Origin of the sequence: Spirillospora sp. NPDC049652, assembly GCF_040675125.1 — a bacterium.
Classification (GTDB): domain Bacteria; phylum Actinomycetota; class Actinomycetes; order Streptosporangiales; family Streptosporangiaceae; genus Spirillospora.
Genome location: NZ_JBFAOF010000123.1, coordinates 1 through 12,557 on the forward strand (window position 1 = coordinate 1; position 12,557 = coordinate 12,557).

At 72.7% G+C, this 12,557-nt stretch carries 14 protein-coding genes, 1 tRNA gene and 1 pseudogene; 13 read left to right on the forward strand and 3 right to left on the reverse strand.

Annotated elements, in window-relative coordinates:
- Positions 1–578 (reverse strand): MFS transporter (locus AB0J52_RS11385; protein WP_500181478.1); only part of this gene is annotated, 578 nt, incomplete at its 3' end.
- A 107-nt stretch (positions 579–685) separates the two neighbouring features.
- Here AB0J52_RS11385 and AB0J52_RS11390 point away from each other — a divergent pair.
- The 3 genes from AB0J52_RS11390 to AB0J52_RS11400 all read left to right on the forward strand — a co-directional run bounded on the left by AB0J52_RS11390 (position 686) and on the right by AB0J52_RS11400 (position 3,342).
- Positions 686–1,165 (forward strand): Lrp/AsnC family transcriptional regulator, encoded by a 480-nt coding sequence (locus AB0J52_RS11390; RefSeq protein WP_500181479.1) that lies wholly within the window; start codon positions 686–688, stop codon positions 1,163–1,165.
- A gap of 59 nt (positions 1,166–1,224) precedes the next feature.
- Complete coding sequence (locus AB0J52_RS11395; protein WP_500181480.1) at positions 1,225–2,142, forward strand: GNAT family N-acetyltransferase; 918 nt, start codon at positions 1,225–1,227, stop codon at positions 2,140–2,142.
- 171 nt (positions 2,143–2,313) lie between these two features.
- Entirely contained in the window at positions 2,314–3,342 is a 1,029-nt protein-coding gene (locus tag AB0J52_RS11400; RefSeq protein WP_500181481.1) for a hypothetical protein, read from the forward strand.
- Positions 3,343–3,404: 62 nt separating this feature from the next.
- On the opposite strand, the gene AB0J52_RS11405 is transcribed toward AB0J52_RS11400, so the two are convergent.
- Positions 3,405–3,902 carry a DUF3237 domain-containing protein gene (locus AB0J52_RS11405; protein ID WP_500181482.1) on the reverse strand — a complete coding sequence of 166 codons (498 nt, stop codon included), beginning with the start codon at positions 3,900–3,902 and terminating at the stop codon, positions 3,405–3,407.
- Between the two features lie 112 nt (positions 3,903–4,014).
- On the opposite strand from AB0J52_RS11405, the gene AB0J52_RS11410 reads away from it, so the two are divergent.
- From AB0J52_RS11410 to AB0J52_RS11430, 5 genes are all read left to right on the forward strand, one after another.
- The gene (locus tag AB0J52_RS11410) at positions 4,015–4,641 is read left to right on the forward strand and encodes a TetR family transcriptional regulator C-terminal domain-containing protein (RefSeq protein ID WP_500181483.1); all 627 of its coding nucleotides are present in this window, start codon (positions 4,015–4,017) and stop codon (positions 4,639–4,641) included.
- Between the two features lie 76 nt (positions 4,642–4,717).
- Positions 4,718–5,674 (forward strand): CE1 family esterase, encoded by a 957-nt coding sequence (locus AB0J52_RS11415; RefSeq protein ID WP_500181484.1) that lies wholly within the window; start codon positions 4,718–4,720, stop codon positions 5,672–5,674.
- 67 nt (positions 5,675–5,741) lie between these two features.
- The gene (locus AB0J52_RS11420) at positions 5,742–6,926 is read left to right on the forward strand and encodes an amino acid deaminase/aldolase (RefSeq protein ID WP_500181485.1); all 1,185 of its coding nucleotides are present in this window, start codon (positions 5,742–5,744) and stop codon (positions 6,924–6,926) included.
- A 96-nt stretch (positions 6,927–7,022) separates the two neighbouring features.
- Positions 7,023–7,694: an SIMPL domain-containing protein gene (locus AB0J52_RS11425; protein ID WP_500181486.1), complete on the forward strand. Its 672-nt coding sequence runs from the start codon at positions 7,023–7,025 to the stop codon at positions 7,692–7,694.
- Positions 7,691–8,860, forward strand: a complete 1,170-nt coding sequence (locus tag AB0J52_RS11430; protein ID WP_500181487.1) for a carbohydrate kinase family protein — start codon at positions 7,691–7,693, stop codon at positions 8,858–8,860. The genes AB0J52_RS11425 and AB0J52_RS11430 overlap by 4 nt, the downstream gene beginning before the upstream one ends.
- Before the next feature lie 91 nt (positions 8,861–8,951).
- Here AB0J52_RS11430 and AB0J52_RS11435 read toward each other — a convergent pair whose 3' ends face one another.
- On the reverse strand, positions 8,952–9,266 hold the full coding sequence (locus AB0J52_RS11435; RefSeq protein WP_500181488.1) for a DUF3618 domain-containing protein: 315 nt from the start codon (positions 9,264–9,266) through the stop codon (positions 8,952–8,954).
- Positions 9,267–9,396: 130 nt separating this feature from the next.
- Here AB0J52_RS11435 and bcp point away from each other — a divergent pair, with 130 nt between their 5' ends.
- The 5 genes and pseudogenes from bcp to AB0J52_RS11460 all read left to right on the forward strand — a co-directional run.
- The gene (gene bcp, locus AB0J52_RS11440; protein WP_500181489.1) at positions 9,397–9,864 is read left to right on the forward strand and encodes a thioredoxin-dependent thiol peroxidase; all 468 of its coding nucleotides are present in this window, start codon (positions 9,397–9,399) and stop codon (positions 9,862–9,864) included.
- A 140-nt stretch (positions 9,865–10,004) separates the two neighbouring features.
- A tRNA-Leu gene (locus tag AB0J52_RS11445) sits at positions 10,005–10,090 on the forward strand.
- Positions 10,091–10,294: 204 nt separating this feature from the next.
- Positions 10,295–11,245, forward strand: coding sequence for an anti-sigma factor RsbA family regulatory protein (locus AB0J52_RS11450; RefSeq protein WP_500181490.1), 951 nt, complete (start codon positions 10,295–10,297; stop codon positions 11,243–11,245).
- An 80-nt stretch (positions 11,246–11,325) separates the two neighbouring features.
- The gene (locus AB0J52_RS11455; RefSeq protein ID WP_500181491.1) at positions 11,326–12,222 is read left to right on the forward strand and encodes an MEDS domain-containing protein; all 897 of its coding nucleotides are present in this window, start codon (positions 11,326–11,328) and stop codon (positions 12,220–12,222) included.
- Positions 12,219–12,557 (forward strand): annotated as a pseudogene (locus tag AB0J52_RS11460) (hypothetical protein); the annotation flags it as partial. The gene AB0J52_RS11455 and the pseudogene AB0J52_RS11460, both read left to right, overlap by 4 nt.

Consider the following 12,557-nt stretch of genomic DNA (forward strand, 5'->3'; position numbering starts at 1 on the left):
GGCGGCGCCGCGTCCACCCAGCCGAGCCGCCGGCCGCTCATCGCCAGCGCGGCGATCACGGCCGTGACGGCGGCGAACACGAACGGACCGGCGAGCGCGGTCAGCCCGAGCGCCCCGCCGAGGCGTCCGGACGGCCCGAGCAGCAGCGGCCCGCCGACCGCCCCGGCCGCCGCCGACCACACCACCAGCCCGATCGCGAACCCGCGCCGCCCCGGCGGATACAGCTCCGCCGCCGCGTAGCGGGAGAGCTGCGCGGCGGCGTTCCCGAGCCCGAGCAGCAGCATCGCCAGCGTCAGCACCGGAACGTTCCCCTGGACGGCCGCGACCGCCCCCAGCGCCCCGCTGAACGCCGCGATCCCGTAGCCGAGGCCCAGCACCGTCCGCCGGTCGTGCCGCCGGAACAGCCGCGTCAGCAGGATCGCACCGGCACCCGTCCCGACCACGTCCGCCGTGGGCGGGACCGCGCCCCAGCCCGTCCCGAGGTGGTCCCCCGCGACCAGCGAGCTCGCCGTGCTCGCCACCGCCATCGTCGCGCTCATCAGCGCCACGCCGGCGCACAACCCGATCATCCGCGTCATGCATCAGAACGGTAGGAAAGCGGAGCGATCCGATGAAGGGGCGTTCGATGGTGTTCGTCCCACCCCGCCGTTACCTTGAAAGGTCTTCGCCCCGGGGGACCTTGCACATGGACCAGACCGACCAGCGCATCATCGACGAGCTCCAGCAGGACGGCAGGCTCTCGTTCAACCGGCTCGCCGCGCGCGTCAACCTGTCGCCGCCCGCCGTCGCCGAGCGCGTCCGCCGGCTGGAGGAGTCCGGCGTGATCACCGGCTACCGCGCCGAGGTGGACCCGGCGGCCGTCGGCCTCCCGCTCACCGCGTTCGTCCAGATGCACTGCACCCCGGGCCGCTGCCTGCTCAAGACCACGACCGCCGAGGACCTGCCGGAGGTCGTCGAGCTGCACAAGCTGAGCGGCTCGTGGTGCACGATGCTGAAGGTGCGCGTCGCGTCGTTCCCGCACCTGGAGGGCCTGTTCGAACGGTTGGGTGAACACGGCGAGATGAACAGCCACATCGTCCTGTCCACTCCGTACGAGGCCGCGACCGTCGATCCACGGCCCGCCGCGTCGCGTCCCGTCACCCGCTCCCAAGGCTGGACGCGCTGAGCCCGCGGCATCCCGACGCAGTACGTTCACACAACACCCGTCATGCGAAGGGAGCCGACGTGCTCGTCCAACCGCTGCGCCCGGGCGCCGACCTGCGCGCGCTCGAACCGCACCACGCCGCCGAGTTCCTGGCCCACCAGGACCGCGCCCGCGCGCACATCAGCCCGTGGGTCGGGGCCGCGTTCGTCGTCACCGACCTGGACGGCGCCCGCGCGGTGCTCCAGCGCTACGCCGACGGCGCCGCGTCCGACGAGCGCCGCCTCTACGGCATCTGGCTGGACGGCGTGCTCGTCGGCGGCACCATGTTCGTCTCCTTCGACGCGGCGGCGGGCCGCTGCGAGATCGGCTGCTGGCTGGAGCCCGCCGCCGAGGGCCGCGGCCTCGTCACCCAGGTCGTCCGGCTGATGATCGACTGGGCCTTCCGCGAGCGCGGCCTCACCCGCGCCGAGTGGCGCACCCTGCCGGACAACGCGCGCAGCATCCGCACCGCCGAGCGCCTCGGCATGACCCGCGAGGACGAGAAGCTCTGGGCCCTGACCTCGGACGCCTGGAACCCGTCCACGCCCGAGGCCGCCACCAAGGCCGAACTGGACGACCTGATGGACGCCATGCTCGGCGCGTTCGACAACACCGGCGGCCGGACGCCCGACCTCGAAACACTCCGCGACCTCTTCCTCCCGCAGGCCGTGATCGTCAACAACAGCGGCCCTGAGCCCGATGTGTACGACCTGGACGGGTTCATCGCGCCGCGCCGGAAGCTCCTCACCGACGGCACGCTGACCGGCTTCTCCGAGTGGGAGGTCGCCGAGCGCACCGACGTCATCGGCTCGGTCGCGCACCGCCTCAGCGACTACCGCAAGTCCGGTGTTCGGGACGGCGTGCCCTTCGAGGGTTCCGGCCGCAAGACGACCCAGTTCGTCCGGACGCCGCACGGCTGGCGCATCGCCGCCCTCGCCTGGGACGACCTCCCCGGCTGACGCCCCTGGGCCGGTTGAACGGCCGGGCCGCCCGCCCCGACCTGCCCCGACGTCCCGCCCGCGTGACCGCGAGCGATCATGGAACGGCGCTGTGTCGGCAATCCTTACGGACTTCGAACAGGATCGCCGCCGCGCTGTCCGCCCCCGCCCCAGTGATCGTTTACTCGTCGCATGACCACCACGCGCACCCGCCGGCTCGGCCTCGCCGCCGCCGCCCTCGCCGCCGGGCTCCCGACCCTCGTCGCGCTGCCCGCGCACGCCGCCACCACCCCGCAGGTCGCCTCGACCAGCGTCTCGCCCGCCACGATCACCGGCGGCGACCAGGCCGTCCAGACGGTCCGCCTGGACGCCCCCGCCCCCGCCGGCGGGCTCCCCGTCGAAGTGATCAGCGTCGGCCGCAGCGACCTGAACTACCCGGCCTCGGTCCCCGGCGACGTGGTCCGGGTCCCGGCGGGCCAGACCAGCGTCAGCTTCCCGATCCGGCTGGAGGCGTACTCGTCCACGACGACCGTCCCGCTGGTCGCCAGCACCTCCTCCGGCGAGGCCCGGACCGAGGTCACCGTCGTCCCGCCCGACTGGCGCGACCAGACGGTGGAGCGGGTCGACGTCAACGTCCGCGGCAGCGCCCTCGCCGTCGTCGCCGGGACGAAGGCGACCGCGACGGTCCGCCTGTCGGCCCCGGCCAAGGTCGGCGGAACCGCCGTCGACCTGCGGCTCGCCCACTACTCCGGACTGCCGAACAGCCCCGAGCCGAAGATCCCGCGGTACGTGGTCGTCCCCGCCGGGAGCAGGGAGGGCACCTTCACCATCGACTACCCGGGCGTCCCGGTCTGGCCGATCGGCATCACCGACATCAAGGCCGACCTGGGCCACTCGCCGGCGGGCGCGGCTCCCCTGTTCGTGCCGAAGAACTACACGGTCGGGGTCACGCGCAAGCTGCAGGCCGGTCCCTTCCCCAACCTCGGCTCCATCGGGCTGGGCAACAACTGGCATCCGTTCGGAGCCGTCATCGAGCTGACCAGCGACACCCCCGGAGTCGCGGTCCCCGCGAAGGTCGAGATCCCCGCGGAGTCCGCGGGCGCGAACTTCGACATCAAGGTGGACCCGTCGGTCCCCGCGGGCACCCAGGTCAAGATCTCGGCCAAGTGGGTCCTGTCCCCCGCCGGAACCGTCACCACCACGGCCACCGTCGAGAACTGACGCCCGCGACCGAGACCGCCCGGCGGGTCGTCCAGGGGGCGATGACCGGCCGGGCCGCCAGGTCACAGCACGCGGGAGATCCGGTACGCGATTCCGTCCTCGACCAGGTAGCCCGTCCCCACGCAGACGACGTCGTTCAGCCATGCGTAGCGTTCGGCGCCCGTCTCGAACAGCGGGTTCGTCCGGAAGTAGTAGCGGGACGGGTCGACCAGGTGCCGCCCGGCCGGATCGGCCACCTCGGAACGCAGCTCGGGCGGCGTGGCGAAACGTCCGCCGTAGGACAGGTAGAGCAGGGCCCCGTCATGCGTGCGGAGCGAGAGCCGGACGTCGAGGAGCATGGTCCCGTCGGGACGGAACAGCGACCAGTCGCCGCCGCCCCGCAGCACCTCGCCGCGCAGCTCCGGCCCCTCGAACGTCCCGCCGGCGGCACCGAACAGGATGCGCCGGCCGAGCGGCCCCCGGGCGCCGAAGTCCAGGCGCGGCTCAAGGTCGATCACGATGTCGAGCAGGAACTCCGTCCGGATCTCTCCGACGTCCTTCACGCGCGGATCTGTGAGCATGACGCGCCGCCTCTCGCGACTCGGGGGATCAGGAAGCGCCGGACGGCGTCAGTTGAGGAGACAATACGAACGATCGTATGTAAATGTAAAGGCGTGTGGCACGATGAAGGCGATGAACGACGACACGGCCTCCCTCGACCCCGCCGTCACGGACGGACGGCTGCTGCGCGGCGCCCGGTCCCGCCGCGCCATCACCCGGCACGCGGTGGACGTCGCGTCCGCCGAGGGCCTCAACGGCCTCAGCCTCGGCCGCCTGGCCACCGACCTGGAGCTGAGCAAGAGCGGCATCCAGACGCTGTTCCGGACGAAGGAGAACCTGCACCTCGCCACGGTCGAAGCGGCGCGCGACCTGTTCCTCGGAGCGGTCGTGGAACCGGCCCGGTCCGTCGCTCCCGGCACCGCGCGGCTGCACGCCCTCGTCGAGAACTGGATCACCTACGCGGAGGAACCGCTGTTCACCGGCGGCTGCTTCTGGTCGGCCAACCTGCCCGACTTCGACAGCCGCCCCGGCCCCGTCCGCGACGCCCTGGCCGGCCAGCGCCAGGACTGGCTGTCGGCCATCGCCGCCGAACTCCGCCACGCCGTGGACGCGCACGAGATCGCCGCCGTGGACCCGGACCTGACCGCCTTCCAGATCGACGCGATCCTCAACACCACCAACATCGCCCTCCGCCTGGACGACAAGGAAGCCCCCACCAAAGCCCGCCGCGCGATAGAAGCCCTCCTCCCACCTCCCTGACCCGAGCGCCCGGACGCCGGGGCGTGGCGGGGGCAGCGGTGGTTTCGGCGGGGGTCTGGTGGTTAGGTTCGGGCCTATGCGCCGGAATGTGCTCACAGTCCTCGCCGCTCTGCTCTTTCTGGCCGCCGGAACGCTGGCCGGATGCTCGGACGGCTCGGGGAAGGACGGAGGCTCGTCCGGCAAGCACGCGAACACGGCCGTGCCACGAGAGGTGGACGGCTTCCCGACCGCGTCCGGGACGACCAAGCACAAGCTCGACGTCGGGACGCCCGGACACCGCGAGTTCCTCCTGCACGTCCCGCCGGCCCTCGCCCACCGCGAGTGGAAGGACGGCAAGCCGGACAAGCCGCTGCCGCTCGTCATCGCGCTGCACGGCGGCCTCGCCAACATGTCGCGGATGGAGTCGCTGTCCGGGTTCGATCCCGTCGCGGACGACAAGGGGTTCCTGGTCGCCTACCCGGACGGGTTCATGACCACCTGGAACGCGGGCGACTGCTGCGGCCCGGCCAAGATCGGGCACATCGACGACGTCGGCTTCCTGACCAAGCTGATCGACCGGCTGAACTCGGCCGGGCTGACCGACCCGAAGCGGGTGTTCGTGACCGGGTTCTCCAACGGCGCCGGGATGGCGTACCGGATGGGCTGCGAGGCCGCCGGCAAGGTCGCCGCGATCGGGGTCGTGGAGGGCGCGCTGGTGACCGGGTGCGAGCCGTCCCGTCCGGTGTCGGCGATCATCTTCCACGGGACGGCCGACCGCAACGTGCCGTTCGGCGGCGGCGGACGGCGCGACATCAACGACGACCGGCCCTATCCTCCTGTCTCGTTCGCCGTGGACTCCTGGCGCGAGCGCAACGACCTGCCCGCGCCGAAGGCGACGACGCTGGAGGCGCAGAAGGGGAATCTCCAGTGCTCGTCCAGCGCCAAGGACGGGGTGTCGCTCGCGCTGTGCAAGGTGGTCGGCGGCGGGCACGCGTGGCCGAAGGGCGCGGCCCCGATGCTGTGGGACTTCTTCGCCGGCCACGGCCGATCATGAAATACTGAGATGATCATGAATATGTGAAGCGGTTTCATATTTGACCGTTATGTGGCACTGTTAGGCCATGAACCTCCGGGACCGCTACGACGCCGCCACGGCCGACCTCGACGCCCCCCTCGCGATCGTCGACCTGACGGCGCTGCGCGCGAACGCGGCGGACCTGGTCCGGCGGGCGGCCGGCAAGCCGATCCGGGTCGCCAGCAAGTCGGTGCGGTGCCGGGCCGTCCTGGACGAGGTCCTCGCCATGGACGGATTCGCCGGGATCATGGCCTTCACCCTCCCCGAGGCCCTCTGGCTCGCCCGCGAGGGCGTCAGCGACGACATCCTGGTCGCCTACCCGACCGCCGACCGGGCCGCGCTGCGCGAGCTGGCCGCCGACGAGCACGCCGCGTCGGTGATCACGCTCATGGTCGACTGCGCCGAGCACCTGGAGCTCATCGAGACCCACTCCGCCGGACGCCAGATCCGCGTCTGCGTCGACGTGGACGCGTCCTACCGGGTGCTGCACGGCATGCTCCAGATCGGCCCGCGCCGGTCCCCGCTGCACTCCGCCGACCAGGTCCGCGACTTCGCCGAGACCGTCCTCAAGCGGCCGGGCCTGCGGCTGGTCGGCCTGATGGCCTACGAGGGGCAGATCGCGGGCGTCGGCGACCAGGTCCCCGGCCAGGCCGCCAAGTCCCGGGTCATCAGGGCCATGCAGAAGCGGTCCCGGCTGGAGCTCGCCCGCCGCCGCGCCGCGATCGTCCGGGCCGTCCGCGACCTGACCGACCTGGAGTTCGTCAACGGCGGCGGGACGGGCAGCGTCGAGAACACCGTCCGGGAGAAGGCCGTCACCGAGGTCGCCGCCGGGTCCGGGCTCTACCAGCCGCACCTGTTCGACTACTACTCCAACTTCCAGGGCCGTCCGGCGGCGCTGTTCGCGCTGCCGGTGGTGCGCCGCCCCGGACCGGGGGTCGTGACCTGCCTCGGCGGCGGCTACCTGGCCTCCGGCACCGCCGACGGCCTGCGCCTCCCCCGCCCGTACCTGCCGACCGGGCTCTCCTACAACTCCCTGGAAGGCGCGGGCGAGGTGCAGACGCCGCTGCACGGCGAGGCCGCCGACCTGCTGTCGATCGGCGACCGCGTCTGGTTCCGGCACACCAAGGCCGGCGAGCTGTGCGAACGCTTCGCCGAACTGCACCTCATCGAGGGCGACCGGATCACCGCCACCGTCCCCACCTACCGCGGCGAGGGCAAGACCTTCCTCTGACCTCTAACCCCCGCCCCCGCCACTCCGCGCGACCGCGCGGGCCGGGTAACGCGAGACGCGGGCGACGGCGGACCCATACCGGTTAGGTTGGCCGGTATGAGCGACGCCCCGGTGATCAGCGTGCGCGGCGAGGCGGTGCTGGAGGCGCCGCCCGAGATCGCCCGCCTGTCCGTCCACGTGCGGGTCCAGGAAGGCGACCGCGGGACGGCACTCGACAAGCTCACCGCCGGCAACCGCCGCTGCCTCGACCTGCTCGCGTCCTACGGCGAGGCGGTCGAACGTGCCGAGACCGGCGACCTCTACATCACCCCCCTGGTGAAGTACCGGCGGCGCGAGGGCGACATCCGCGCCTACCAGGGGACCATCTGGACGAACGTCACCGTCGTCGACTTCACCGTCCTCGGCGACCTGGTCGTCCGCCTCGCCGACATGGAGCGCACCACCGTGGAGGGCCCGCACTGGGCGCTGCGGCACGACTCCCCGGTGCACGCGCGCGCCGCCGAGCAGGCCGCGCGCGCCGCCGTCGAACGCGCCCGCCGCTACGCCGCCGCCCTCGGCTCCTCGCTCACCGGCTTGGTCGAGCTGTCCGACGAGCGCCTGACCGGCCACGACGACTCCTGGGCGCCCGGCGCGGCCCGCCGCGGCTACGGCGTCGCGTCGGCCGACGCGGCCGCCGAACCCGAGGCCCTCGACCTCACCCCGCGGACCCAGACCGTCACCGCCTCCGTCATCGCCCGCTTCCACGCCACCGCCCCGGACCTCGCATGACCGCCCCCGAAGCGCCCGCCGCCACCCCGGCGGCCACCGACCGTCCCGCCACCACCGGCGCGGCGGCCGCGAGCCCGGCAGGCGGGCCCGGACGGGAGCCCTCCCTCGGCACGCCCGACCCGTGCGGCGAGCGCGGCCCCGGCGTCGGGACCGGCGGCGACGGCCTGGACGTGTTCCTGACCGGCCAGGTCTTCATGGACATGATCTTCACCGGGCTGCCCGGCCTGCCGCCGCCCGGCACGGAGCTGGTCACCGACGGCCTCGGCTCCGCGCCCGGCGGGATCGCCAACATCGCCGTCGCGATGAGCCGCCTCGGCCTGCGCACCGGTCTCGCCGCCGCGTTCGGCGACGACATGTTCGGCGCCTACCTCTGGCGGACGCTCGCCGAGCAGGAGTCGGTGGACCTGTCGTCCTCGGTGCGCGTCCCCGGCTGGCACACCCCGGTGACCGTCTCGCTCGCCACCGACGCCGACCGCAGCATGGTCACCTACACCCGTCCGCTCGACCTGCCGGACGGCTCCCTGGTCACCGAGCCGCCCGCCGCGCGCACCTGCTTCGTCGACATCGACCGCCCCGTCCCCGGCTGGGCGCTCGCCGCGCGCGCCCGCGGCTCGACCGTCTTCGCCGACCTCGGCTGGGACCCCACCGAGACCTGGGCCGGGCACGTCCTGGACCGCCTGGACGACGTGGACGTCTTCCTCCCGAACGCCGTCGAGGCCATGGCCTACACCCGCACGTCCACCCCGGAGGCCGCGCTCGACGTGCTGGCCGGACGGGTCGGGACGGTGGTCGTGAAGCTCGGTTCCCGGGGCGCGATCGCGGCGTCCGGGGGCGAGCGCGCCGCGGCCGCCGCGCTGCCCGTCCGCGCCCTCGACCCGACCGGGGCCGGGGACGTGTTCGCCGCCGGGTTCGTGTTCGCCACCCTCAAGCAGTGGCCGCTGGAGCAGCGGCTCCAGTTCGCCAACCTCGTCGCGGGCCTGTCCGTCCGGCACCACTCCGGCTCGCTGGGCGCGCCCTGCTGGGGCGAGATCGCCGCGTTCGGCGAGTCCGGCGAGGTCCCCGCCGCCGAACTGGAGCGGTACGCCTTCGTCGTCCCGCACATCCCCGAGGCCGAGATCGGACGCGGCCCCGACTCGGTCACGCGCGCCGAACCCACGCTCCGGTGACCGGCTGAACTTCTCCCTCAAGGCCAGTGACGAGCGGAAAAGCCGAAGGCGCCGGTCCGTCCACCTGGACGGACCGGCGCCTTCGCTCGGCTCACCTGCCGCGCCGCTTCCTGGCACGCCGCCGCATCATCCCGAGGACGGTCAGCCCGACCACCACGCCGACCCCCACCTTCACCAGCGTGGGGTTGATCGGGCCGGGCCCGCCGTCCTCGTCCGGCACCCGGATGGCCGCGTCGACCGTCCGCCGGACCTGCTCGACCTCTTCCTTCAGCCGCTCCGCGCCCCGCTGCGCGACGTTCTTCGGGTTGACCCGGTCCGCGAGCTCGTCGATGGTGCGCGCGAGCTCCTGCCGGGACCGCTCGATCTCCTGCTGGAGCGCCTGCGGGTCGCTGGACCTGTCAGCCATGCCCTCGTCCTTGTCGTCTCTGCCGCCGAAGTCACATGATCCGAACAGTCTTGCAGGTCCACGCCTGAAACGCCCGCCGCACCCCAGCCGGTAGGTTGGAGCCGAGCGTCCCGAGCGAAAGGCGGAACAGGTGTCCGAGCGTTTGCAGCCAGGCGATGTCGCACCGGGGTTCGAGCTTCCCGACGCCGACGGGAAGCCGGTGTCCCTGGCCTCCCTGCGCGGCCGGCGGGTGGTCCTCTACTTCTACCCGGCCGCGATGACCCCCGGCTGCACCAAGGAGTCGGTCGACTTCCAGGGCAGCCTCGCCGACCTCGAGGCGGCGGGCACCACCGTCGTCGGCATCTCCCCCGACAAGCCGGAGAAGCTCGCCCGGTTCCGCGAGAAGGAGGGCCTCACCTTCCCCCTCCTCTCCGACCCCGGCATGGAGGTCCTGAAGGCCTACGGCGCCTACGGCGAGAAGAAGCTGTACGGCAAGACGGTCGTCGGCGTCATCCGCTCCACCTTCGTCATCTCCCCCGAAGGCGAGATCGAGCAGGCCTACTACAACGTGAAGGCCACCGGCCACGTCGACCGCCTCCGCCGCGACCTCACCTTGTGATTCCAGCGCCCCGGGCTGCGATTCGCCGGCCTGCCGGACGTGTCCGGCAGGCCGGCGTGATCGCCGCACGGGTGGTGGGCATGTCACAATTCTCCAGTCGGCGCCGACCCGCCGACCCGGGGGGAAATCCCCCAAACTTCGCGGACGTGGCGAAAAGGTATACGCGCCAGATTTAGGTTCTGGTGGTGGAAACACCATGGGGGTTCGAGTCCCCCCGTCCGCACCACCTTTTGCGGTGTGCGATTCGCTCGCGCGAGGCCCGCGGGCGGCCTGGGGGTCGTCCCCTTCTCCGTTCATAGTTTGAAAACGGGGCTCGGTTTCGGGGGGCGACCGGGCCTAGTGTGGGGGCAGAGCCGCCCCTGGGAGCGTGTGGGCGGAGGCGGCCGACACTGACCGGGTGGGCACCGTGAGCCAAGCTTTCAGCCATCGCGTGCTTCCGTACGACCGCGCGGACGACCTGCTGGACGGCGCGCTGCCGTTCCTGCGGGAGGGCATCGAGGACGGTGACCGGGTGCTCGCGGTCACGACGCTGGCGATGCACATGCTGCTCCGCGACAAGCTCGGGGCGGACGCGGCCGGCGTGGAGTTCTTCGAGTCGGACAAGTGGTACGCGCATCCGGCCCGCTATCTCGCCGACACCCTGGCGCTCGCCGAGACGGCGGCGTGGCAGAAGCGGCGGCTGCGCGTGCTCGGCGAGCCCGCGTGGGCGCGGCGCGGGCCGCTGGAGCAACGGGAGTGGCAGCGGGTCGAGGCCATCACGAACGCGGCGTTCACCGGCACCGGCGCGGCGCTGCTGTGCGCGTACTCGCGGACGCTGCCGGCCGGGGTGGTCGCGTCGTCCCGGCAGACGCATCCGGAGACGACGCGCGGGCGGGCGACGCTGCCGAACCCCGGCTACCAGGAGCCATGGGCGTACAACGAGCGGCTCGACTCGGGGCCGCTGCCGCCCGCGCCGGACGACTCGTTCGACCTGGACATCGACGTGCCCGACCTGTACTGGATCCGCGCCTACGTCACCGACTTCGCGCGCCGCACGCCGCTGCCGGAGGACGACCTCCAGCGGCTGCTCGTCGCGGTGACCGAGGTGGTGACGAACGCGCAGCGGCACGGCCGCCCGCCGATCGCGCTGCGGTTGTGGCTGGAGCCGGGCGCGCTGGTGTGCGAGGTGACCGACCACGGCCACTGGACCGAGCGCACCGGGTTCGGCCTGATCCCGCCGAAGCCCGCGGGCGGCGAGGGCGGCGCCGGGCGGTTCGGGCTGTGGGCGGTGCGGCTGCTGTGCTCGCTCGTCCAGATCCGGACGGGCCGGGACGGGACGACGGTGCGGTTGAGGCTGCAGGTCCCGGGCGTGCCGGCCGCCCTGCCGGTCAACACAGCGTGAGGGAGCTTGTGCGAAGGGCTTTCTTTTCCCTTCGCCCGGCGTAGGCTGGGCGGGTCCGAGACAACCTGGATGGGCAGGCCATGGAGAGCATCCCCTGGTTCGACGAACGTTCCGTCAGCGAGGTGCGGCCGGGCGACCACGGGTTGCTCGGCTATGTCGACGCCGAGGAGCGCGACCGGGTCGTGGGCCCGTTCGTGCAGGCGGGGCTGGCGACCGAGGAGAAGGTCGTCTACATCACCGACCAGCCGGCCGAGTCGCTGCCGGGCCTGGAGCGCTGCTCCTTCGACCTGCCGAAGCTGCGGTCGTCGCGCCAGCTCCGGCTGCTGTCGCGGCAGGAGGCGTGCCTGAGCCGGACGGGCGCGTTCGAGCCGGGCAGGCTCGCCGACACGCTGTACCGGGAGCGGGAGTCGGCGTTCGGGCAGGGGTTCCGGGCCGTCCGGGTGACGATGGACTCGACCTGGCTGCTGCTGCAGGGCGGCCCCGACGCGATGCTGAGCTGCGAGGACCGCGTCGACCAGGCGATCTCCCCGAGCACGATGGCGATGGGCATCTGCCAGGTCGACGTGCGCCGGTGCGGGAAGGGCCAGTTCGACGCGCTGCGCGAGTCGCATGAGGTGCTGATGCGGGTGGACGCCGAGTTCGACGACGGCATTCTGACGATCCGGCGGATCTACGGTCCGTTCGGCCTGCAGTTGCGGGGCGAGCTGGACGCGTCGCGGCACTCGCACGTGTCCGAGCACCTGCTGCGGGCGATGGCGAGCCGCACCGGCGACATCCACCTGCACGTCGGGAGCCTCGACTTCATCGACATCGGCGGGCTGAACCTGCTCGCCCAGCACGCCGCGGAGCTGCCGCCGGGCGGCTCGCTGATCCTCGACCACCTGCGTCCGGACGTGGAGAACGTCATCACGATGGTCGGCTGGAACCGGTTGCCGAGGCTGAGGCCGGGCGCGCGGACGGGAGGGGACGTCCGATGAGCTCGGTCGCGCGACCGGCGGGCGCCGGACCCAGGCCCCTGGAACACCGGGCCTTCCTGTTCGCCGGGATGGACGACTTCCTCGACACGGCCGTCCCGTTCGTCCGGGAGGGCCTGGAGGACGACGATCGCTCGGTCGTGGTGGTCGTGAAGGAGCCGCGGCTGGGGGCGCTGCGCGACCACTTCCCGGGCGTGCCGGACGAGGTGTTCGTCGACGCCGCGGGGTTCTACGAGCATCCCGTGCGGACGCTGCGCAGCTACCTGGAGCTGGTGAAGGCGGAGCACCCGCGCAGCGTGCACGCGCTGGCCGAGCAGGTGTGGCACGAGGAGTGGACG